The sequence below is a fragment of the Rhodococcus rhodochrous genome (genome assembly GCF_900187265.1).
Taxonomy (GTDB): Bacteria; Actinomycetota; Actinomycetes; order Mycobacteriales; family Mycobacteriaceae; genus Rhodococcus; species Rhodococcus rhodochrous.
Map to the genome: position 1 here is coordinate 3,714,446 of NZ_LT906450.1, position 21,164 is coordinate 3,735,609.

Annotated in this window: 19 protein-coding genes; 5 read left to right on the plus strand and 14 right to left on the minus strand. The window is 69.1% G+C overall.

Annotated features, from left to right (window positions below; all coding sequences use genetic code 11):
* Nucleotides 1-12: 12 nt before the first annotated feature.
* Together CKW34_RS17090 and CKW34_RS17095 are read right to left on the minus strand one after the other, a co-directional pair.
* Nucleotides 13-699, minus strand: coding sequence for a response regulator (locus CKW34_RS17090; protein WP_059382354.1), 687 nt, complete (start codon nucleotides 697-699; stop codon nucleotides 13-15).
* Nucleotides 696-2,018 (minus strand): ATP-binding protein, encoded by a 1,323-nt coding sequence (locus CKW34_RS17095; RefSeq protein ID WP_228525701.1) that lies wholly within the window; start codon nucleotides 2,016-2,018, stop codon nucleotides 696-698. The genes CKW34_RS17090 and CKW34_RS17095 overlap by 4 nt, the downstream gene beginning before the upstream one ends.
* A gap of 97 nt (nucleotides 2,019-2,115) precedes the next feature.
* Here CKW34_RS17095 and CKW34_RS17100 point away from each other — a divergent pair, with 97 nt between their 5' ends.
* Together CKW34_RS17100 and CKW34_RS17105 are read left to right on the plus strand one after the other, a co-directional pair.
* Nucleotides 2,116-3,591, plus strand: coding sequence for a PspC domain-containing protein (locus CKW34_RS17100; RefSeq protein WP_059382401.1), 1,476 nt, complete (start codon nucleotides 2,116-2,118; stop codon nucleotides 3,589-3,591).
* Nucleotides 3,584-3,817: a hypothetical protein gene (locus CKW34_RS17105; protein WP_059382356.1), complete on the plus strand. Its 234-nt coding sequence runs from the start codon at nucleotides 3,584-3,586 to the stop codon at nucleotides 3,815-3,817. Before CKW34_RS17100 ends, CKW34_RS17105 begins: the two co-directional genes overlap by 8 nt.
* A gap of 139 nt (nucleotides 3,818-3,956) precedes the next feature.
* Here CKW34_RS17105 and guaA read toward each other — a convergent pair whose 3' ends face one another.
* The 4 genes from guaA to guaB form a co-directional block, all read right to left on the minus strand.
* Nucleotides 3,957-5,531, minus strand: coding sequence for a glutamine-hydrolyzing GMP synthase (gene guaA / locus CKW34_RS17110; RefSeq protein ID WP_059382357.1), 1,575 nt, complete (start codon nucleotides 5,529-5,531; stop codon nucleotides 3,957-3,959).
* Nucleotides 5,532-5,598: 67 nt separating this feature from the next.
* Nucleotides 5,599-7,323 (minus strand): GMC family oxidoreductase N-terminal domain-containing protein, encoded by a 1,725-nt coding sequence (locus CKW34_RS17115; protein WP_059382358.1) that lies wholly within the window; start codon nucleotides 7,321-7,323, stop codon nucleotides 5,599-5,601.
* A 181-nt stretch (nucleotides 7,324-7,504) separates the two neighbouring features.
* Entirely contained in the window at nucleotides 7,505-8,638 is a 1,134-nt protein-coding gene (locus tag CKW34_RS17120) for a GuaB3 family IMP dehydrogenase-related protein (RefSeq protein WP_059382359.1), read from the minus strand.
* Nucleotides 8,639-8,709: 71 nt separating this feature from the next.
* Nucleotides 8,710-10,233, minus strand: a complete 1,524-nt coding sequence (guaB, locus tag CKW34_RS17125) for an IMP dehydrogenase (protein ID WP_059382360.1) — start codon at nucleotides 10,231-10,233, stop codon at nucleotides 8,710-8,712.
* 260 nt (nucleotides 10,234-10,493) lie between these two features.
* On the opposite strand from guaB, the gene CKW34_RS17130 reads away from it, so the two are divergent.
* The gene (locus CKW34_RS17130; RefSeq protein WP_006550077.1) at nucleotides 10,494-10,904 is read left to right on the plus strand and encodes a DUF5319 domain-containing protein; all 411 of its coding nucleotides are present in this window, start codon (nucleotides 10,494-10,496) and stop codon (nucleotides 10,902-10,904) included.
* Between the two features lie 93 nt (nucleotides 10,905-10,997).
* On the opposite strand, the gene CKW34_RS17135 is transcribed toward CKW34_RS17130, so the two are convergent.
* The 3 genes from CKW34_RS17135 to CKW34_RS17145 all read right to left on the minus strand — a co-directional run bounded on the left by CKW34_RS17135 (nucleotide 10,998) and on the right by CKW34_RS17145 (nucleotide 13,715).
* The gene (locus CKW34_RS17135; protein ID WP_059382361.1) at nucleotides 10,998-12,074 is read right to left on the minus strand and encodes an anti-sigma-D factor RsdA; all 1,077 of its coding nucleotides are present in this window, start codon (nucleotides 12,072-12,074) and stop codon (nucleotides 10,998-11,000) included.
* The gene (locus CKW34_RS17140) at nucleotides 12,067-12,645 is read right to left on the minus strand and encodes a sigma-70 family RNA polymerase sigma factor (protein WP_059382362.1); all 579 of its coding nucleotides are present in this window, start codon (nucleotides 12,643-12,645) and stop codon (nucleotides 12,067-12,069) included. The genes CKW34_RS17135 and CKW34_RS17140 overlap by 8 nt, the downstream gene beginning before the upstream one ends.
* A gap of 128 nt (nucleotides 12,646-12,773) precedes the next feature.
* Nucleotides 12,774-13,715 carry a hypothetical protein gene (locus CKW34_RS17145; protein ID WP_059382363.1) on the minus strand — a complete coding sequence of 314 codons (942 nt, stop codon included), beginning with the start codon at nucleotides 13,713-13,715 and terminating at the stop codon, nucleotides 12,774-12,776.
* A 524-nt stretch (nucleotides 13,716-14,239) separates the two neighbouring features.
* Between CKW34_RS17145 and CKW34_RS17150 the strand changes: the two genes are divergently transcribed.
* The gene (locus CKW34_RS17150; protein WP_006550073.1) at nucleotides 14,240-14,533 is read left to right on the plus strand and encodes a WhiB family transcriptional regulator; all 294 of its coding nucleotides are present in this window, start codon (nucleotides 14,240-14,242) and stop codon (nucleotides 14,531-14,533) included.
* 259 nt (nucleotides 14,534-14,792) lie between these two features.
* Here CKW34_RS17150 and groL read toward each other — a convergent pair whose 3' ends face one another.
* Complete coding sequence (gene groL, locus CKW34_RS17155) at nucleotides 14,793-16,403, minus strand: chaperonin GroEL (RefSeq protein WP_059382364.1); 1,611 nt, start codon at nucleotides 16,401-16,403, stop codon at nucleotides 14,793-14,795.
* An 87-nt stretch (nucleotides 16,404-16,490) separates the two neighbouring features.
* A complete protein-coding gene (gene groES, locus CKW34_RS17160; protein ID WP_006550071.1) occupies nucleotides 16,491-16,793 on the minus strand; it encodes a co-chaperone GroES in 303 nt (100 codons plus the stop codon).
* A gap of 311 nt (nucleotides 16,794-17,104) precedes the next feature.
* Here groES and CKW34_RS17165 point away from each other — a divergent pair, with 311 nt between their 5' ends.
* Nucleotides 17,105-18,826 carry an Hsp70 family protein gene (locus tag CKW34_RS17165; protein WP_059382365.1) on the plus strand — a complete coding sequence of 574 codons (1,722 nt, stop codon included), beginning with the start codon at nucleotides 17,105-17,107 and terminating at the stop codon, nucleotides 18,824-18,826.
* A gap of 38 nt (nucleotides 18,827-18,864) precedes the next feature.
* Here the strand turns inward: CKW34_RS17165 and tsaD are convergent, their stop codons facing one another.
* Genes tsaD through tsaB form a run of 3 tightly spaced genes read right to left on the minus strand, consistent with a single transcriptional unit; the run spans nucleotide 18,865 to nucleotide 21,118 of the window.
* On the minus strand, nucleotides 18,865-19,893 hold the full coding sequence (gene tsaD, locus CKW34_RS17170; protein ID WP_059382402.1) for a tRNA (adenosine(37)-N6)-threonylcarbamoyltransferase complex transferase subunit TsaD: 1,029 nt from the start codon (nucleotides 19,891-19,893) through the stop codon (nucleotides 18,865-18,867).
* Between the two features lie 44 nt (nucleotides 19,894-19,937).
* On the minus strand, nucleotides 19,938-20,453 hold the full coding sequence (gene rimI, locus CKW34_RS17175) for a ribosomal protein S18-alanine N-acetyltransferase (protein WP_059382366.1): 516 nt from the start codon (nucleotides 20,451-20,453) through the stop codon (nucleotides 19,938-19,940).
* Nucleotides 20,450-21,118 (minus strand): tRNA (adenosine(37)-N6)-threonylcarbamoyltransferase complex dimerization subunit type 1 TsaB, encoded by a 669-nt coding sequence (gene tsaB, locus CKW34_RS17180; protein WP_059382367.1) that lies wholly within the window; start codon nucleotides 21,116-21,118, stop codon nucleotides 20,450-20,452. Before tsaB ends, rimI begins: the two co-directional genes overlap by 4 nt.
* Nucleotides 21,119-21,164: the final 46 nt, after the last annotated feature.

A 21,164-nucleotide genomic window follows, 5' to 3' on the forward strand; every position in this document is an offset into this window, starting at 1 on the left:
CCGACCCCACCCTCAGTCGATACGGCGCCGGTGCGCCCACCGGGTCAGCGCGTTGCGGTTCGACTGCTGTGTCTTGCGCAGCACGTTCGACGCGTGCGTCTCGACGGTCTTCACCGAGATCACGAGTTCCTCGGCGATCTCGCGGTAGGTGTAGCCGCGAGCGAGCAGACGCAGCACCTCGAGTTCGCGCGGCGTCAGCGAGTCGAGTTCGGGATCGAGGGGCGGTTCAGGTGCGGCCGACCGGCCGGTGAACGAGTCGAGCACGAAACCGGCCAGACGCGGGCTGAACACGGCGTCTCCCCCGGCGACCCGCCGGACGGCGTCGGCCAGATCCGGGCCGGAGATCGTCTTCGTCACGTACCCGCGGGCGCCCGCGCGGATGACGGCGATGACGTCCTCGGCCGCGTCGGACACGCTGAGTGCAAGGCAGACCGGGCCGTCCGGGATCCGTGGGAGGACGGCGACACCGCCGCCGTCGGGCATGTGGACGTCGAGGAGCACGACATCCGGTTTGCTCGCCTCGATCCCGGCGACGGCCTCGGCGACTCCTCCGGCCTCGCCGACGATCTCCATGTCGGCCTCGCGCCCCAGTTCGGTGCGCACTCCGGAGCGGAAGACCGCGTGGTCGTCCACCAGGAAGACACGATAGGGACGGTTGTTCTCGGTGGCATCGGAGGATGTCGCCGGAATCGAAGTCACTGTGTCTGCTCCTCGGGGTGGGGGTCGTTCACCCCCCACTCTAAGGTCGACTCGGTGTCCTGTTCGCGTTCGGTATCCGTCCGGCCGGCACGCGGCACATGGATGCGCACCTCGGTTCCCTTGCCGGGACTCGACTTCACGACCGTCCGGCCGCCGCGACGTTCGATGCGCGCCCGGATGGACTTGGCCAGCCCCTGCCGGTCGGCCGGCACCTCGTCGGGATCGAATCCGACGCCGCGATCGCGCACGAACACGCTCACCTGATGCGGTTCCACCTCCGCGAAGAGGTCGACGCTGTCCACCCCGGCGTGCTTGGCGGCGTTGACGAGTGCCTCGCGGGTCGCGCCGAGCACGGCGGTCGCGGCCTCCGGGGTCAGATCGCTGTCGTCCGGCGCGACGTCGCCGACGATGACGGGTTGGACGGACAGGCCGTACTGGTCCTCCACCTCACCGGCGATGGTGCGCAGCGTCTCGGCGAGAGAGGTACTCGGCGTCTCGTCCCCGCCGAACAGCCAGCGGCGCAGTTCGCGTTCCTGGCTGCGCGCGAGCCGCACGACCTCCTGCTGGTCGCCCGCCTGCTTCTGGATGAGCGCGAGGGTCTGGAGCACCGAGTCGTGCAGGTGCGACGCGATCTCCTCGCGCTCCTCGTTGCGCACCCGGGCGGCACGTTCGGTTTCGAGGGCACGCCACATCCGGATCCACAGCGGAACCGACAGCAGGACCGCACCGACCAGCGTGACCACCACGGCGACCAGCGACGACCGCAGCGCCGCGACGTCGACCTGCGCGATGACCATCACCCCGAGTCCGGTGACGACGAGGGTCAGGCCGCCGAGTACGCGGGCCCACGTGAGGACCGTCGGGTGCGCGGGCAGGCCGAGTACCGATCGGGGACCTTCGACGTCGAATTCGCGCCATACGAGCGCCGCACCGACGACCACCACGACGATCGGCAGCACCACGCCTGCGGCACCACCGCTGAACAGCCACGAAAGGCCCACCGCCAGGCCGATACCCATGAAGGCGAGGCCGATGGCGCGGCGACGTTCGGGGCCGGTGGGACGATCGGTGTCGGAGCCGGGGGGCACGAACATCCACAGCAGGCCGTAGGCCGCGATCCCGAAGCCGCCGAGGGCGGCGAGCACCGTGAACGCGACCCGCACCTTGGTGGCGTCGATGCCGAGATGATCGGCGACACCGCCGGCCACACCACCCACGATGCGACCGCCCACCCGCCGTTCGAGGCGGGGAACGGTCACGGGTAATCCAGGTACCGGTTGCACACCTCGATACTGGCACGGAGATCGCCGGCCCGGCATCGGGGACGAACCCTGATGTCCGGGTTCCGATCGGACCCTCGGAAATCAGGGTTGGTCCCTGATGTGCCGCGCGCAGAAGCCCAGCAGGATGGGTGCCATGGACACGAGGAGCTTTCAGGACCAGGTGGCGGACATGTGGCGGACCCGCCCCGTGCGTCTGCCGAAGGAGGGGCACATCGCGGGTGTGTGCTCGGGTATCGGAGTGCGCTACGGCGTCGATCCCGTGCTGATCCGTGTCGTCTTCGTCGCGTCGGCGTTGTTCGGCGGTGGCGGTCTCGTCCTCTACCTGGCTGCCTGGCTGATGTTCCCCCGTCACGGCGACCAGGTCTCCTCGCTCGAATCGCTCGTCGGGCGGGGTCCGAGCTCGGACTCGACCACCAAGGTCGTCGTGATCCTCGTGGCCCTGGCGATCGCGGCGGGCGCCATCGGACCGGTGGGTGCGGGTTCGGGTGGTTCGGGATTCATCGGAACGCTCCTGTTGCTCGGCGGCTGGTGGCTGCTCTATCAGCGGCGTCCCGAACCGCCGGTACTGCCGGCGCCCGAGGGAACGTCCTTCCCCACCCAGGGGGCCTTTCCTCAGCCTCCGGTGACGAACTCGTACTGCTCCCCGTGGGGCGCGCACACCGGTGCATGGAACATGCACGCGGGTCCGGCGGCCACGGCGACACCGAGCGCGGAGGCGACCCCGCCTGCGCAGGCCACCGACGCGACGGAGGCCATGGACATCACCGACGCCTCGGCCACCGGCACCCCCGCCCAAGGCACCGACGCCCCTGCTCCGGGCACCGGAACCACAGCGTCCACCGATACGACGGAGAGGAAGACGTCCCCGATGCCCGACCTACGCAAGGACACCGACGTTCCGCTCCCGGGTGTCGACGAGCTCACGCCCCACCGTTCGGCACCGCCGGCATGGGATCCCCTCGGGGTCGCCCCGTTCGCATGGGATCTGCCCGAGCCGGCGCCGAAACACGAACCCGCGGTCGTCACGAATCGTCGCTCGCGCCTGACCACGACGGTTCTCGGCCTCGCCGTGATCGCCGCTGCCGTGACCGGCGCGCTCGGCGCCGCCGCCGACCTGGCCTGGGTGACCCCCGCCCGGGTGGGTGCCGTGGCCCTCGCGGTCATCGGTCTGGGCCTGCTGATCGGCGCGTTCCTGCACCGTGGTCACGGACTGCTCGTCGTCACCGGTCCCCTGCTGGGATTCGTCGTCCTCGCCTCGATCGCCGGACCGGTCGACACCTCGAACTGGGGTAACCGGACCTGGGCTCCGACCAGCGCCGACCAGCTCGAGCCCGAGTACAGCTTCCAGTTCGGGGCGATGACCCTCGACCTGCGGGGACTCGAACTCACCGAGGACCGGACGGTGCAGGTCGACGGCCGCTTCGGCAGCGTCGAGGTGCTGCTTCCGGAGAACCTCGACGTCCGCGCCGACTGCACGGTCGGCCCCGGTGAGATCAGGGGATGCCCCGCCCCCGGCATCGACGGCGGCGCCGACGGAGTCGACGACGGGCCGGTTCTGAACCTGAACGCGAACATGGAATTCGGATCTCTGGAGGTGCGTCGTGGCTGATCACGAAACCGGAACACACACCGAGGATCGGGCCGAGCGCACCCGCAAGGGACCGTCGCTCCTGCTCCTCCTGGCCGCACTGGCAGCGCTGGTCGTGAGCGGATGGGCCATGATCGGACCGTTCTCCGTCGAGTTCCTCGCAGCCGTCGACCTCGGGTGGGTCCTGGTGGGCGCGGCCCTGCTGATCGGAGCGGTGCTGGTCTTCCTCCCCAACCGCCGGAGGTAGCCACCCACCTACACGACGTCCCCCGGACCTGATCGGTCCGGGGGACGTCGTCGTCTCACCGCCTCCGGTGAGCGAGGATCACTCCCACGCAGTCACACGCGAGTGGGATCACTCCCACTCGGCCACACGCGAGTGAGGATCACTCCCACTCGATCGTTCCCGGGGGCTTGCTCGTCACGTCGAGCACCACTCGGTTGACCTCCGCCACCTCGTTGGTGATGCGGGTGGAGATCCGCTCGAGGGTCTCGTAGGGCAGGCGCGTCCAGTCGGCGGTCATCGCGTCCTCGCTGGAGACCGGGCGCAGCACGATCGGGTGACCGTAGGTGCGGCCGTCGCCCTGCACACCCACGCTGCGGACGTCGGCGAGCAGCACGACCGGGCACTGCCAGATCTGTCCGTCGAGTCCGGCGGAGGTGAGCTCCTCGCGGGCGATCGAGTCGGCGCGGCGCAGGATCTCGAGGCGGTCGCGGGTGACCTCACCGATGATGCGGATGCCGAGGCCGGGGCCGGGGAACGGCTGGCGGCCGACAATCTCCTCGGGCAGGCCGAGCTGACGTCCGACCGCGCGCACCTCGTCCTTGAACAGCAGTCGCAACGGCTCGACGAGCTCGAACTCGAGGTCCTCGGGAAGTCCACCGACGTTGTGGTGGCTCTTGATGTTCGCGGTGCCGGAGCCGCCGCCGGACTCCACGACGTCCGGGTACAGGGTGCCCTGCACGAGGAACTTCACGGTCTCGCCCTTGTCGGCGCCCTCGCCGAGCACCTCGGAGACCGCGCCCTCGAAGGACCGGATGAATTCACGGCCGATGATCTTGCGCTTGGTCTCGGGGTCGGTGACGCCGGCGAGCTCGCGCAGGAAGGTCTCGGATGCGTCGACGGTGATCAGGCGGGCACCCGTCGCGGCGACGAAATCCTTCTCGACCTGCTGCCGTTCACCCTCGCGCATGAGACCGTGGTCGACGAACACACAGGTCAGACGGTCGCCGATGGCGCGCTGCACCAGTGCGGCCGCCACAGCGGAGTCGACACCGCCGGACAGGCCGCAGATCGCACGTCCGTCGCCGATCTGCTCACGAACCTGCTCGACGAGCGCGTCGGCGATGTTCGCTGCGGTCCAGTCGCCCGGGATCCCGGCGATGTCGTGCAGGAACCGGCTCAGCACCTGCTGGCCGTGGGGCGAGTGCAGAACCTCGGGGTGGTACTGGACACCGGCGAGGCGGCGGGCGCGGTCCTCGAACGCCGCGACCGGGGCGCCGGCGCTGGTGGCCGTGACCTCGAAGCCCTCGGGAGCCTCGGTGACACCGTCGCCGTGGCTCATCCATACGGGCTGCGTCTCGGGCAGGCCGTCGTGCAACACACCTCCGGACACCGACAGCTCGGTGCGGCCGTACTCGCGCGAGCCGGTGTGCGCGACCGTGCCGCCGAGCGCCTGCGCCATCGCCTGGAAGCCGTAGCAGATACCGAAGACGGGGACGTCGAGATCGAACAGCGAGGGATCGAGGCGCGGTGCGCCCTCCTCGTACACGCTGGCGGGGCCACCGGACAGCACCACTGCGCGCGGATTCTTCGCCGCGATCTCCTCGACACCGGCCGTGTGCGGCACGACCTCCGAGTAGACGTTGGCCTCACGAACGCGCCGAGCGATCAGCTGCGCGTACTGAGCTCCGAAATCGACGACGACGACCGGTCTGGACTGCTGGCTTTGCGACGACACCCGAACAGTCTAAGCGGCCGCGCCGGGTGTTCCCGACGCGGCCGCTCATCCGATCGTTTCCGGGTCGCTACGCGACGCCGCTGTGCTTGACCTCGACGACCGGCAGTCGCAACGCACCGGGCGCGTCGACGGGCACCACCGGGTTCTTCGGTTCGACCGGCGCGACACGACGGTAGGGCTGTCCCTGCTCGGGACGCTGGTCGTCCTCACCCTTGTTGGGCCACAACGACGCAGCGCGTTCGGCCTGCGCCGCAATGGTGAGCGAGGGGTTCACGCCGAGGTTCGCGGAGACCGCGGCCCCGTCGACGACGCTCAGCGTCGGATAGCCGTGGACGCGGTGGTACGGATCGATCACCCCGTGGTCGCGATCGGATCCGATCACGGCACCGCCGAGGAAGTGTGCGGTGAGCGGAATGTTGAAGATCTCACCCCACGTGCCGCCCGCGACACCGTCGATCTTCTCGGCGATGCGGCGCGTTGCCTCGTTGCCGGCCGGGATCCAGGTGGGATTCGGCTGCCCGTGGCCCTGTTTGCTGGTGACCTTGCGACGGCCGAACAGACCCTTGGTCGTGTAGGTGGTGATGGAGTTGTCGAGGTTCTGCATCACCAGCGCGATGATGGTGCGCTCGCTCCACCGGTGCACCGAGAGCATCCGCAGCATCTTCACGGGGTTCCGCGCGACTTGCCCGAGGAACTTCACCCAGCGCGGGGTGCGTCCGTCGCCGTCGGTCATGAGGGTCTGCAGCAGGCCCATCGCGTTCGATCCCTTGCCGTACCGCACGGGCTCGATGTGCGTGTCGGGGGTGGGATGGAACGACGAGGTGATCGCGACACCCTCGGTGAGCTTCAGATCGGGGTCGATCCTCATCTTCCCGGCACCGACGATCGATTCGGAGTTGGTGCGGGTGAGTTCGCCGACCTTGTCGGACAGCTCGGGCAGCGCACCGGTGTCCTTGAGGTGGTGCAGCAGGTGCTGCGTGCCCCACGTTCCGGCCGCGAGGACGACGTGCGCGGCCGTGTAGGTGCGCCGCCGCTTGCGGACCCACGCGCCGGTGCGTTCGGTGATCACGTCCCAGGTGCCGTCGGCGGCCTGCCGGAGATCGGTGACGGTGGTCAGCGGGACGATCTCGGCTCCCGCACTCTCGGCGAGACCCAGATAGTTCTTCACGAGGGTGTTCTTGGCACCGTGCCGGCAACCGGTCATACACTCGCCGCACTCGATGCAGCCGGTGCGGTCGGGGCCGGCGCCGCCGAAGTAGGGATCGGCCACGGTGCGGCCGGGTTCGCCGAAGAAGACGCCGACGGGGGTCTGGACGAAGGTGTCTCCGACGCCCATGTCCTCGGCGACGGACTTGATGACCTTGTCGGCGTCGGTCATCCGTCCGTACTGCACCACGCCCAGCATGCGCTTGGCCTGCTCGTACCAGGGGCTGAGCTCGTCGTGCCAGTCGGTGATGCCGGCCCACTGGCGGTCCTCGAAGAAGGCTGCCGGCGGCTTGTACAGGGTGTTGGCGTAGTTCAGCGACCCGCCGCCGACGCCCGCGCCGGCGAGGATGAGGCAGTCGCGTAGCAGGTGGACACGCTGGATGCCGAAGCAACCGAACTTCGGCGCCCAGAGGAAGCGGCGCAGGTCCCAGCTTGTCTTCGCGAAGTCGGCGTCGGCGTAGCGACGACCGGCCTCGAGAACGCCGACCTTGTAGCCCTTCTCCACCAGGCGCAACGCCGTGACGCTTCCACCGAAACCCGATCCGACGATCAGGACGTCGTAGTCCGTGACCCGTTGCTTACCCATGGAACCTCCAGCGACGAGAGTTGTTACCGGCCAGTATGCACCTCGGCGGTGTGACTACAGGCACAGCTCCGACTCTACCCGTTACGTGGAGTTGCACGAAAACCATGGGCGAAAACGCCGATGGCCGGTCACCGCGTCCTGCGACGCTGTGACCGGCCATCGGGATGTACCGGGAAGGTCTTTATCCGCGAACGGACAGACCGACCTTCTGGAATTCCTTCAGATCGGAGTATCCGGCCTTCGCCATCGATCGACGCAGACCACCCACGAGGTTGAGCGAGCCCGACGGATCGTCGGACGGGCCGAACAAAACCCGGCCGAGGCCCGGTCGTTCGTCCTCTGCGATCCGGACGGCAGCGCCGCGCGGCATCGACGGATGTCCGGCCACCGACGGCCAGTACCAGCCCTTGCCTGCGGCCTCCTCGGCGAGAGCCAGCGGCGCGCCGAGCACGACCGCGTCGGCGCCGCACGCGATCGCCTTCGCGAGGTCGCCGGCATTCTCGATGTCGCCGTCGGCGAGCACGTGGACGTAGCGGCCACCGGTCTCGTCGAGGTAGTCGCGCCGGGCCGCAGCGGCGTCGGCGATGGCGGTGGCCATCGGGATGCCGATGCCGAGCGAGGAAGACGTGGTGGTCGCCTGCTTCGTGGAGCCGAAGCCGACGATGACACCGGCCGCACCCGTGCGCATCAGGTGCAGCGCGGTGCGGTGATCGCTGACACCACCGGCGATGACCGGCACGTCGAGCTCCGAGATGAACGTCTTGAGGTTCAGCGGCTCGTCCTCACCGTGGGCCACGTGCTCGGCCGAGATGATGGTGCCCTGGACGACGAGGAGATCGATACCCGCCTTCACGAGCTCGGGCGTGAGCGCCCGAGCGTTCTGCGGGCTGACGCGAACCGCGGTGGTGACACCCGCATCCCGCACCTGTGCGACGGCGGCGGCCAGCAGATCACCCTGCAGCGGAGCCGCGTGCAGCTCCTGCAGGTAGCGGACGGCCGCGCGCGGATCCGTGCTCGCGATCTCCGCGAGACGGGCCACGACGGCATCGACATCGGCATGGCGACCCCACAGGCCCTCGCCGTTGATGACGCCGAGACCGCCGGCCTTGCCCAGCTCGATCGCGAAGGTGGGCGACACCAGCGCGTCGGTGGGATGCGCCAGCACCGGGATGTCGAAACGGTAGGCGTCGATCTGCCAGGCCGTCGACACCTCCTTCGACGAACGCGTCCGGCGCGACGGGACGATGTCGACGTCGCCCAGCTCGTACGTACGTCGGGCCGTGCGACCCATGCCGATTTCAACGAGGTCGCGCACGCGCGCCCCTTTCTCCTCTTGGACGATGCTCCCGCCCTACTCGGAACGGGACCCTGCTGCGGACGCGAAAACTACCGGACCACGTAGTTCGGTGCCTCGGCGGTGATCGTGATGTCGTGCGGGTGGCTCTCCTTGAGGCCGGCGGCGGTGATCTGCACGAACTGCGCCTCCTGCAGCTGCTCGATCGTCGTCGCACCGGTGTAGCCCATCGCTGCACGCAGACCACCGATGAGCTGGTGCGTGACCTGCTGCAGCGGACCGCGGAACGGCACACGTCCCTCGATGCCCTCGGGCACGAGCTTGTCCTCGGAGAGCACGTCGTCCTGGAAGTAGCGGTCCTTCGAGTACGACTTGGCCTCGCCGCGGCTCTGCATCGCGCCGAGCGACCCCATGCCGCGGTAGCTCTTGAACTGCTTGCCGTTCACCAGGATCAGCTCACCCGGCGACTCGGTGGTGCCGGCGAGCAGCGAACCGAGCATCGCGGTGGACGCACCGGCCGCCAGGGCCTTGGCGACGTCGCCGGAGAACTGCATACCGCCGTCGGCGATGACCGGCACGCCGTGGGCGCGCGCCACCGTGGACGCCTCGAGGATCGCCGTGATCTGCGGCGCGCCGACACCCGCGACGACACGCGTGGTGCAGATCGAGCCGGGGCCGATACCGACCTTGACCGCGTCGACACCGGCGCCGATGAGCGCCTCGGTACCCGCGCGGGTCGCGACGTTGCCGCCGATGATCTGCACGCGGTCGCCGACCTCGGTCTTGAGCTTGGAGATCATCGACAGCACGTTGGCCGAGTGGCCGTGGGCGCTGTCGACGACGAGGACGTCGGCTCCGGCGTCGACCAGCGTCATGGCGCGGGTCCAGGAGTCGTCGCCGACACCCACGGCGGCGCCGACGAGCAGGCGGCCGTCGCGGTCCTTCGTGGCGTTGGGGTGCTGCTCGGTCTTGACGAAGTCCTTGACGGTGATCAGGCCGGTGAGCTTGCCCTGACCGTCGACGATCGGCAGCTTCTCGATCTTGTGGCGACGCAGGAGACCGAGCGCGGCCTCCGCGGTGACGCCTTCGCGGGCCGTGACCAGCGGAGCCTTCGTCATGACCTCGGCGACCGGGCGGTTCTGGTCGACCTCGAACCGCATGTCGCGGTTGGTGATGATGCCGACGAGCTGACCTTCGTCGTCGGTCACCGGCAGACCCGAGATGCGGAATCGCGCACACATCGCGTCGACCTCGGCCAGCGTGTCGGTCGGCTTGCAGGTGACGGGATCGGTGACCATGCCGGCCTCCGACCGCTTGACGGTCTCGACCTGCCCGGCCTGCGTCTCGGTAGGCATGTTGCGGTGCAGCACGCCCATGCCGCCGGCCCGGGCCATCGCGATGGCCATGCGGGACTCGGTGACGGTATCCATCGCGGAGCTGACCAGCGGGATCCGCAGACGGATCTCGCGGGTGAGCTGACTCGACGTGTCGACCTGACTCGGGACGACGTCGGAAGCCGCGGGAAGCAGCAGCACGTCGTCGAAGGTCAGACCCAGCATTGCGACCTTGTTCGGGTCGTCACCGCCGGTGTGCACGCGCCCTCCGGTACTACTCATGCGGTTCGGACCCTCCGTGACAGTCGATGGGAGCGGACGGCAGAACCGTCCGGCAGCGGGAATGAATGAAGGCAGTGCACGCTCGTCGCACCGACGGGCGGTTGGAGAGCGGCACGCACCCATTCATGTTATCTGCTCCGGGGAACAAGCTCGGCTCCCACCCTGTTCCCTGATGTTCGTCACATCACCTCGTGTGATTTCACGGCGTGTCCCCTGGCGACCGCTGGCGCAGACCCCCTCGGTCTGCGTACCGTGGAGTCGTGCGTGATCAGTTGCCTCCCGGACTCCCACCGGACCCGTTCGCAGGAGACCCCGACGATCCGTCCGCAGCACTGGACGCGATCGAGCCGGGCCAGCCCCTGGATCCTGCGGAGCGGCTCGCGGTGGAAGAGGACCTCGCAGACCTGGCCGTCTACGAGGCGCTGCTGGCTCCCCGCGGCGTCCGCGGACTCGTGGTGTGCTGCGAGGACTGCCACCAGGACCACTACCACGACTGGGACATGCTGCGGGCGAACCTGCTGCAGCTGCTCGTCGACGGCACCGTCAGACCGCACGAGCCGGCCTTCGATCCGTCACCCGACGCCTATGTCACCTGGGACTACTGCCGCGGCTATGCGGATGCGTCCATGAACGAGGCTCTTCCCGTCGACCCCTACGGTCTGGATTCCTGAGTCCTTCCGCCCACTGCGAACCACGCATCACGGCACTTCGACAAGAGAACGGGCCCGGCAGCATCTGCTGCCGGGCCCGTTCTCTCGTTGGTTCTACTCGCCTTCCGGCGTCGTGAGCGACGCCGGCGCCATATCGGCGGCGGGCCCGTCCTGCGTCGACCGCGGCGACGACGCGGTCGTGGTGGGTGCAGTGGTCTGGGACTCCGACGTCGCCGGCGGCGGTTCGCTCGGCGCAGGTGACGGCTGCGTGCTGGAAGACGACGACTGCGGCGCGGTCTGCGACGGCGTGGACGTGTCGGACACCGGAGGCGGCGCCTGCAGGATGGTCGGATCCACGGTCGACGACGACGTGGGCGGCGCGGTGGTGCCCGTGTCGGTACCCGTGCCCGTCGTGGGAGCGGGCTGCTGACCTTCCGTGCCGGGTGTCGTGACCGGCGGCGGAACGACGGCGCCCGGAGCCACCGGTACCTCGGGTGCCACCGGCACCGCCGGCGGCGGAGGCACCTGCGGAATCAACCGGCCGAGTTCCTCGGCGAGGCGTTCCAGCCAGTCGCCGAGCGCATCGCGCTCCTCCGCGTCCCGGACATCGCCGGAACGGGACTCCGCGGACGTCAGCAACTCGCGTGCTTCCTCCGTGTTGCCCTCGGCGATGAGTTGTTCTGCACGTTCCAGGGTGGATGTGGTGTCGATCCGGGCCTCGGTGGATTGCGCCTGCTCACTGAACACGACCTGCTTGACGCCCCACAACGGGTCGCCGGGTTCGGCGCCGTAGGACACCGCGGTCGCGCTGCCGACGGCGACGGCGACGAGCGCTGCTGCACCTGCGAGCGGACGGAGCAACCGGAGTTGCCCCTTCGATCTCGGGCGCAGAGGGGTGACCTCCGGGGCCGGAGCGAGCGTTTCCCGTGTTCCCAGTTCCCGGTGGACGGCGGCGACCACTTCGTCGAGGTCGGGGCCGGCGGGCATCGGTTCGGCGAGGATCTCCGCACGCCAGTCGGCGAGCCGCGTGGCAAGTTCGTACTCCTCTGTGTCCTTCGTCTCGACGAGCCCGTTACCGGAGATCGCGTCGATCAGCGCGTCGTCACGGCGCACGGCGGCGAGGTCCACGGAGGTTTCGTCGTCGGGAAATTCGTCGTCGAAGCCGTCGCCCGAGAAACGCCCCCTACCCATTCCGCTCACCTGCTCTCGTGACTTCCTTCTTGAGTCTCGCGATGGCCCGGTGCTGGGCCACCCTGATCGCTCCTGCAGTACTACCCACAGCTGCGGCCGTTTCCTCGGCCGACAATCCCATGACGAGACGGAGGATGAGGATCTCGCGCTGCTTCTCCGGCAGGATGCCCAGCAGCCGCTTCATCTGCCGGCCCGCCTCGGAGTTGATCGCGTATTCCTCGGGGCTGTCGTCGAGCGACATCACCTCCGGCACATCCGCCACGGGTTCCGCGCGGTTGCGGGCCGCACTGCGGTGCGCGTCGGCGACCTTGTGAGCAGCGATCCCGTATACGAACGCCATGAAGGGGCGGCCTTGGTCCTGATATCTCGGCAGAGCGGTCATCACGGCCAGGCACACCTCCTGTGCAACGTCGTCTGCAGAGAGCTGGCCGCGCTCTGCAGATCCGACCCGTGCGCGGCAATACCGCACGACGAGGGGCCGGACACTTGCAAGAACCTGAGCGAGAGCCGCCCGGTCGCCTTGCGCAGCCGCAGCAACCGCGGAGTCCAGCTCCTCACCCATAACAGTCATCGATTGCGCAAGTCCTGGCGTTACAGACGGCACCACCCCCCCGGGCGGGCTTCCACCTGACCGTGGAACACCCCCAGAGTAGCTACAACGACCGACCGGTCGGGTCACCCCCCGCGCGCGAGTGGAACTCAGCAGGCAGAGGAGGTCACGAACCGGCCCCCACGCCCCACGATGGTGGTCGCGCAGAGATCACGGACGCGACCCGCATCGAGATCACGGACGCGACCCGCATCTCTCCCCGCCCCCAGCCCGTCGAGGAGCATCGCCGCGGCCCATTGCAACGGAATCAGTCCGTGTTCCTCCGCGCGCGCGAGGACGTCGGCGGCCAGGTCCATGGCCGGACCGTGGTCCGGCAGTCCGGTCAGAGAGGCCGACCGCACGAGGTCCGACTTCACGGAGTGCCGGATCGATCCGAATCCGTCCGCAAGTTCCACCGCGCGGTCCGCCCGGCTGCGCGCACGGGTGAAGTCGCCTGCCGCGAGAGCGGATTCGGCCCCGACCCATGCGAGACGGATCCGCTGTCGCACGAAGGCCTTCTCCCCCGCTTCCGATTCGGCAGCGTCGAGAGCGGCTGCACATCGGTCGAGGAGCGACCCGCACACCGCGAGACGGCCCCGCCCGAGCGCATCGGCCGCCAACCCCGTGGCGGCGTCGCACCATGCAGCGACAGCATCGGCGTCGCGCGATGCGGCGACAGGGTCGACGTCGCGCCGTGCGGCGACAGTGTTTCCGGAGCTGGTTCGCAGCGACCCCGCCTCGGCGAGAGCACGTCCGTCCAGGACGGCGGCGGCGCGATGTCCGCCCAACTGACGGAGAAGGGAGGCCTCGGTGCTCGCTCCGAACGACGACCACACTCCTCCGGTTCCACGCACTCGGGCCAGCTCGGCCCGCGCGGCGGCGTAACGTCCCTGCCCACCGAGCGCGACGGCCCGCAACCAGTTCTGTTCGGGTCCGTGCGCCGCAGGGAGCGGATGTGCCCCCGGGGACGGGCCGAAGGCCGCGGCGACCAGGATCGCGTGGCGGTCGGACGGTGTCGGTGCCGTGTGCCGGCGGGCGTCGGAATGTGCCATCGCGGAATCATCGCACCAGCGGATAGCGGCGATACGCGGGGCTCCGGGCCGACGCCGGGCATTTGTCGGAGAGAAATTATCACCGTGAGCGCAAATTGTCTCGATGATTGGAACGCAGGGATGCACAGAAGACATTTCCGAACATTTTGTTAAACATCGCGTTAAAACATGCGTGGTGCATGTATGGTGCCGCCCCCGCCCTCCGAACCCGAGTCGGAGCCACATCCGGCCGCCGAAAGGCCGGGTTACCAGCGAGTAAGGGACCTTCTACCCACGTCGGGTGCGGAGAGCACCCCGGATCGTCCCCGCTCGCAGCGCACAGGCACGACTCCTTGTGAAAGTAAATATTTCCGCGGTTAAATCTTGGCCGTTCGGTTATGGACTATCCCACTTGTCGAAAATATTGACGACGAATCGATACAGATCCTACGGTGAGTTTGTTTGATTCGGATCACAGCGGGAATCCCGATGTGTCCACGGTCCGCTCGCACAACTCACGCGAGCTTGCTGCAAAGGAGTGCCACATGCCTGCACCACACACACTGCCCGGCCCCAACGCGGACCTCTGGGATTGGCAGATGCACGGTAAGTGTCGTGGTGTGGACTCCTCGGTGTTCTTCCACCCCGACGGAGAGCGCGGTCGTGCCCGCGCCCAGCGGGAGAACCGCGCAAAGGAGCTGTGCCGCACCTGCCCCGTGCTGGCCCGTTGCCGCGACCACGCCCTCGCCGTCGCCGAGCCGTACGGCATCTGGGGCGGCATGTCGGAGACCGAGCGGGAGATGTACACGAGGCAACGACGGCGGAAGGTCGCTGTGTGAGGCGGTCACCCGCCCCGTGACGACACCGTCACGGTCGTGACCATGTCGACACCGTCACGGTCGTGACCATGTCGACACGACCGTGACGGTACGACCGGGAGGCCGGTTGGAGGAGATGCGTCGATACGACGAAGGCCCCGCAGGGAATGCGAACATTCCTTGCGGGGCCTCGCTGTATTCGTGCCGTCCGGAACGACTTTCACGTCCGGCTCGACCTACGGACCCGCCGGGCGGCGGGTCCGCGGCCCTGACCGGTCGCTCAGTGCGCGTGACCGTGGCCGTGCCCGGCCTCGGCCTCTTCCTCCGGCTTGTCGACGACGGCGCTCTCGGTGGTGAGCACCATGCGTGCGACCGACGCGGCGTTGACGACGGCGGAGCGCGTCACCTTCACCGGGTCGACGACGCCCTCGGCGACGAGGTCGCCGTAGGAGAGGGTCGCGGCGTTGAAGCCCTGACCGCTCTCGGCAACCTTGCTCACGACCACCGCACCGTCGATGCCGGCGTTCGTGGCGATCCAGTACAGCGGCGCGGTGAGCGCGGTGCGCAGCGCGGCGACGCCCGTGGCGGCGTCGCCGGAAAGGGACGCCTGGAGCTCCTCGAGCGAGCGTGCGGCCTGCACGAGAGCCGACCCGCCACCGGGGACGATGCCCTCCTCGATGGCCGCCTTCGCGGCGTTGACTGCGTCCTCGACGCGGAACTTGCGCTCCTTGAGGTCCGTCTCGGTCGCCGCACCCACACGGATGACGGCGACGCCACCGGCGAGCTTCGCGAGGCGCTCTTCGAGCTTCTCGCGGTCCCAGTCGGACTCGGTGGCCTCGATCTCACGACGCAGCTGAGCGGCGCGCGCCTCGATGTCCTCGGCGGTACCGGCACCGTCGACGATCGTGGTGCTGTCCTTCGTGACGACGACGCGGCGGGCCGAGCCGAGCAGGTCGAGTCCGGCCTCCTTGAGGGACAGACCCAGATCGGAGTTGATGACCGTACCCGCGGTGACGACGGCGAGGTCTTCGAGGAAGGCCTTCCGGCGATCACCGAAGTACGGAGCCTTGACGGCAACGGCCTTGAGGGTCTTGCGGATCGCGTTGACCACCAGGGTCGACAGCGGCTCGCCCTCGATGTCCTCGGCGATGATCAGGACCGGCTTGCCGGACTCTGCGATCTTCTCGAGGAGCGGGAGGAAGTCGGGAAGCGAGCTGATCTTCTCGCGGTACAGCAGGACGAGCGCGTCCTCGAGGACGGCTTCCTGCGCGTCGATGTCCGTGATGAAGTAGGGCGACAGGAAGCCCTTGTCGAACTGCACGCCCTCGGTGACGACCAGTTCGGTGCTCAGCGTGGAGGATTCCTCGACGGTGACGACACCGTTCTCCCCGACTCGGGTCAGCGCCTCGCCGACCATCTCACCGATCTCCTCGTCGCGCGAGGACACGGTGGCGACCTGCGCGATGGCGGTCTTGCCCTCGACGGGAGTTGCGGCAGCGAGCAGAGCCTCGCTCACCTTGTCGGCACCCTGGGCGATACCGGCACCGAGCGCGATCGGATTGGCGCCTGCGGCAACGTTCTTCAGGCCGGCCTTGACGAGCGCCTGGGCGAGAACGGTCGCGGTGGTGGTGCCGTCACCCGCGACGTCGTTGGTCTTGGTCGCGACACTCTTGACGAGCTGGGCGCCGAGGTTCTCGAACGGATCCTCCAGCTCGATCTCACGGGCGATGCTCACACCGTCGTTCGTGACGGTGGGACCACCGAAGGCCTTGGCGAGCACGACGTGCCGGCCACGCGGGCCGAGCGTCACCTTGACGGCGTCGGCCAGCTGGTCGACACCGCGCTCGAGAGCCCGCCGCGCGGTCTCGTTGAACTCGATTTGCTTGGACATGTTCTGCGACTACTCCTGGACTCGGATGTTCCCCAACGTATTCCGCCCCGGGTCCGAAACGGGACACCGGGGCGGAATGCAAGCGGCCTACTTGGCGACGACAGCCAGGACGTCGCGCGCAGACAGGATCAGGTACTCCTCACCGGCGTACTTGATCTCGGTTCCGCCGTACTTGCTGTAGATGACGACGTCGCCTTCCTTGACGTCCAGCGGGATGCGCTTGTCGCCATCTTCGTCCCAGCGGCCGGGGCCGACGGCGACGACGGTGCCCTCCTGGGGCTTCTCCTTCGCCGTGTCCGGGATGACCAGGCCGGAGGCAGTCGTCGTCTCGGCCTCGTTGGCCTGGACGAGGATCTTGTCCTCGAGCGGCTTGATGTTCACGCTCGCCACGATGAGCCCTCCACTTTCAGGGGTAATGGGGTCCGAGAACCGGTGTTCTCGAACACGGGTGTGTTCAGTCATCACGGTGACTCCGCACGCGTCCCGTCGTCGCGGGTGCCGGGCCGACGCTCGGTGTCACTAGCACTCTATACACGAGAGTGCCAGCGCTCAAGGGCAGCGGGTGCAAACACGCCGGAAGGCGTGAAACCAGGCACCATGTTACGGTTGAATAACGGAAACCCATGAGCGTGATCGTTCGGTGACCTCAGCCGAGGTAGGCCCTGGACGCCTGGTCGTCGATCACGCACGGAAGGTGAACAATGCCCACGTCGCTCGGCATCTCCGTCGGCGCCTCCGGCGTCGGCTCGGCCCTGCGCGTCGATGCTGCACACGCGCCCACAACGGAATTCCGCAGACTCGCCTCCGAGTCACAGCCGGGGCGCGATCTCGGAGATCTCGTCTTCGACGCCGTCTCTCTCACGACTCCTCGCGGAACCGCCCGCGGAGCCGACGGCCCCGACATCGTCACGGTCGCATACCGCACCGAGGAGCAGGCGAACGAGATCCGCACGGCCGCCGAACGGACGGGCAACATGGTCCGCCTCGTCCCGGAGACCACCGCCGCCCTCGAATACCTCTACACCGTAGGGGTCCGTCGCGAGCCCGGCGCGATCGCGCTCGTGGACATCGGGGCCACCGGCACCACCGTCTCCGTCCTCGACTGCGAGACCGGCACCCTGCTGCGGTCCGCACGCACCGAGACGGTCGGCGGCGACGCCCTGACCGCACGCGTGCTCGATCATGTCCGCAACGCGACCGAGCGGATGCGCACCCGCCGGCAGATCGACCCCGGCCTGCTGGCTGCCCGCTGCCAGGGCGCGCAGGAGGCCCTCGCCACGGCGTCCACGACCCGCATCGACATCGCCGAGGCCGGTCCCGACGCGACGGTCACCCTCACCCGCGCGCAACTGGACGAACTGACGACCGATCTCGCCGACGAGGCGGCAGCGTTCACCCGGCGCATCTGCTCGAGCACCGATCCTGTTCCCGAGACCATGGCCCTGATCGGGGGCGCGGCCGCGTCCCCCGTCCTCGCCGCGGCGATCTCCGCGGAATTCGACGGCGAGATCGTCACCGTCCCCGAACCGGGAGCGGCTGCCGCGATCGGTGCGGCTCTGTCGGCCGACTCCCCGTCCTCGGTCGGATACACCGTGGTCGGCGCCCTGTCGCACACCGGCAACCGATCCTCGGGTCGTGTCTCCGGCGCGGTCGCCGGACTGCTGGTGCTCAGTGCGATCATGGCCGGCTTCGCCACCCAGCACTTCACCGAACACGAGAGCAGCGACGCCCAGGTGTCGCCGCGGTTCACGAGCGGCGACGTCCCCACGCAGGAGGTCGGTCCCGGCGAGTCGGCCGTCCCGTCCCACGATCCGCCGCCCGAACCCGTGACGTCCCGGAGCACCCAGGACGCCCCCGCTCCGACGACTGTTCCCTGGCCGTTGCCGACCGTCGAGCACACCGTTCCGTCGACCCAGGATCCGTGGCCCACTGTGCCCGAGTCATCGAGCACCACCGTGACACCCACGCCGATCGATCAGGTGCCGACCCCCGGGTCGACAGCGGAGGAAGAGTCCGACACGGACCGACCGTTCACGTCGCCGGATTCCGAGACCGCACCGAGGCCCGATCCGGACACCACGGCTCCCGACACGACCGCTCCGGACACCACGGCTCCCGACACGACGGCTCCCGACACCACCGAGCCGACCACGCCGCCGGAGACGACGAGCCCTGCGCCCACCGATCCGGAGACGACCGAACCGAGCACCGATGTGAGCCCGACACCCCCGTCGACCACATCGCCGACCGAGACGCCGTCCGCGTCGTCCACCGGCGCATATCCGACCGACGTGTCCTCCACGATCGCGTCCGTCACGGAGGAGGGCACGACCGTGCCGTCCACCGGACAGACCACGACGGGGGAAACGACCACCGGGGAGACCACCACCGGATCCGGGACCTCGGAGATCGCCCCCACCTAGGCAGCGCGCCCTCCTCGGGTGGGGGTCGGTCGGGACGGTCAGGCCACGACCTGCGACACCGAGACCGACAGGCCCGGATCCGTCGCAGCGCCCAGCGAGGACGGCTGCGCCCCCGCGGCGATGAGGTGCGCGCCCAGCGACGCGATCATGACGCCGTTGTCGGTGCACAGCTTCGGTCGCGGCACGCGCAGGGTGATCCCTGCGGCAGCACAACGCTCCTCGGCGAGTTCGCGCAGCCGGCTGTTGGCGGTCGCTCCGCCACCGAGGACGAGCGTGTCGACACCGAGATCCTGGGCGGCGCGCACGGCCTTCATCGTGAGCACGTCCGCCACCGCTTCCTGGAAGCCCGCGGCGACGTCGGCGACCGGCACCGGTTCGCCCGCACGTTCCTTCGCTTCGACGAATCGGGCCACTGCGGTCTTGAGGCCGGAGAACGAGAAGTCGTGACGCGCGTCGCGCGGACCGGTCATGCCGCGAGGGAAGACGACCGCGGTGGGGTCGCCCTGCCGTGCCAGCCGGTCGACCTCGGGACCGCCCGGGTAACCGAGCCCCAGCAGTCGCGCGACCTTGTCGAAGGCCTCACCGGCGGCGTCGTCGACGGTGGTGCCGAGTTCGACGATCGGTTTGCCGAGATGTTCGACGTGCAGAAGATGGGTGTGACCACCGGAGACGAGCAGCGCCACGCAGGGCGGCATCGGTCCGTGTTCGAGGGTGTCGACCGCGACGTGGCCCGCGAGGTGGTTGATCGCGAAGAACGGCACGTTCCACGCTGCCGCGTAGGCCTTCGCCGCGGCGACACCGACGAGCAGCGCTCCCGCGAGGCCCGGCCCGATCGTCACGCACACCGCGTCCGGCTTCTCGATCCCGGCCTCGTCGAGGGCGCGCCGCATCGTCGGCCCCATGGCCTCGAGGTGGGCGCGGGATGCGATCTCCGGCACCACACCACCGAAGCGGGCATGTTCGTCCACACTCGACGCCACGGCGTCGGCCATCAGCTCGAGGGTGCCGTCGCCCACCCAGCGGACGATGCCGACACCGGTCTCGTCGCACGAACTCTCGATGCCCATCACGACGGGGCGCTCGGGCAGCTCGAATCGGGGACTGGTGGTGCTCACGCCGGTGACTCCTCTCGCGGATCCGGACGACGCATCGTGTACGCGTCCGCACCGCTCGGCTGGTAATAACGCTTCCTGGTTCCGACGATCTCGAAGCCCTCGCGCCGGTACAGGGCGATCGCCGCATCGTTGTCGGTGCGCACCTCGAGGAAGACCGGCCCTCCCCAGCGGTCGGCGACGGCCAGCAGCTCCCCCAGGAGGGCTCCGCCGATCCCCCGGCGGCGCGCCGCGGGGTCCACGCCGATGGTGTGCACCTCGGATTCGGGGTCGATGGCCGTACCGAGTCGCGCGAGGCCCGCGTAACCGATCAGCCGGCCCTGCGGGTCGCGCGCCGCGAAGTAACGGTTGTGGGGCGAGGCCAGTTCCGAACGGAAGGCGTCGGCACTCCACGGGTCGTCACCGGGGAACAGGATCTGTTCGAGTTCGGCACAGCGGGGTGCGTCCTCCGGACGCAGTGCATCTATGACGACCGGGTTCTCGGCGGCCGGGTTCTCCTCGGGTGTGCTGTTCATGCTCGGCGGTTCGCGGTCTCCACCGCGTCGGGCCGGCGCAGGTACAAGGGCACGAGCGGCTCCGGTTCGGCTCCGGCGCGCAGGTCGTCGGCAGCGACGGTCACCAGGCCCGCCGGGGACGGCGTCTGCACGTCCACCGCCGGGAGGTCGAACAGCGCGACGTGCGACGGCGAACCCGCCACCCGTACCGACGGCTCGGCGGGCACGTCGGCGGGCTTGCGCACCTCGGGTCCTTCGACGCGGCGGCCGCCGGAATAGCGCGCCCAGTAGATCTCGCGACGGCGGGCGTCGGTGACCACGAGCAGGTCGTCGTCCGTACCGTGCTCGCGGTGGACGTCCGCGGCGATCGCGTCGAGGCTGCACACGCCGTGCACGGGGATGCCGAGCGCATCACCGAAGGCCGCGGCGGTGGCCATACCGACGCGGAGACCCGTGAACGGGCCGGGTCCGATACCGACGACGATCGCGTCGAGATCGGTGGGTGCGGCGCCGGCCTCGGCGAGGCATTCGAGGATCTGCGGGGTCAGGACTTCGGCGTGCGCTCGCGGATTGTCGAGCACGCGCGCGGCGACCGTCTCGGGCCGGGCATCGTCCCGACCGCGGTCGAGACGGACGACTCCCGAGGTCACGGCGGGGGTGGCGGTATCGACGGCGAGCACGAGCACGATGTACCAGCCTACCCCGCACGACCTGCCCGGTCGGTGCGCAGTG

What these genes read in the sequence shown, in the direction of transcription:
- CKW34_RS17095 (WP_228525701.1), bottom strand. Translation starts at nt 2,018, where the DNA reads ATGCCGGGCCGGCGATCTCCGTGCCAGTATCGAGGTGTGCAACCGGTA.
- CKW34_RS17100 (WP_059382401.1), top strand. Translation starts at nt 2,116, where the DNA reads ATGGACACGAGGAGCTTTCAGGACCAGGTGGCGGACATGTGGCGGACC.
- CKW34_RS17115 (WP_059382358.1), bottom strand. Translation starts at nt 7,323, where the DNA reads ATGGGTAAGCAACGGGTCACGGACTACGACGTCCTGATCGTCGGATCG.
- guaB (WP_059382360.1), bottom strand. Translation starts at nt 10,233, where the DNA reads ATGAGTAGTACCGGAGGGCGCGTGCACACCGGCGGTGACGACCCGAAC.
- CKW34_RS17135 (WP_059382361.1), bottom strand. Translation starts at nt 12,074, where the DNA reads ATGGGTAGGGGGCGTTTCTCGGGCGACGGCTTCGACGACGAATTTCCC.
- CKW34_RS17140 (WP_059382362.1), bottom strand. Translation starts at nt 12,645, where the DNA reads ATGACTGTTATGGGTGAGGAGCTGGACTCCGCGGTTGCTGCGGCTGCG.
- CKW34_RS17145 (WP_059382363.1), bottom strand. Translation starts at nt 13,715, where the DNA reads ATGGCACATTCCGACGCCCGCCGGCACACGGCACCGACACCGTCCGAC.
- CKW34_RS17150 (WP_006550073.1), top strand. Translation starts at nt 14,240, where the DNA reads ATGCCTGCACCACACACACTGCCCGGCCCCAACGCGGACCTCTGGGAT.
- groL (WP_059382364.1), bottom strand. Translation starts at nt 16,403, where the DNA reads ATGTCCAAGCAAATCGAGTTCAACGAGACCGCGCGGCGGGCTCTCGAG.
- CKW34_RS17165 (WP_059382365.1), top strand. Translation starts at nt 17,105, where the DNA reads ATGCCCACGTCGCTCGGCATCTCCGTCGGCGCCTCCGGCGTCGGCTCG.
- tsaD (WP_059382402.1), bottom strand. Translation starts at nt 19,893, where the DNA reads ATGGGCATCGAGAGTTCGTGCGACGAGACCGGTGTCGGCATCGTCCGC.
- rimI (WP_059382366.1), bottom strand. Translation starts at nt 20,453, where the DNA reads ATGAACAGCACACCCGAGGAGAACCCGGCCGCCGAGAACCCGGTCGTC.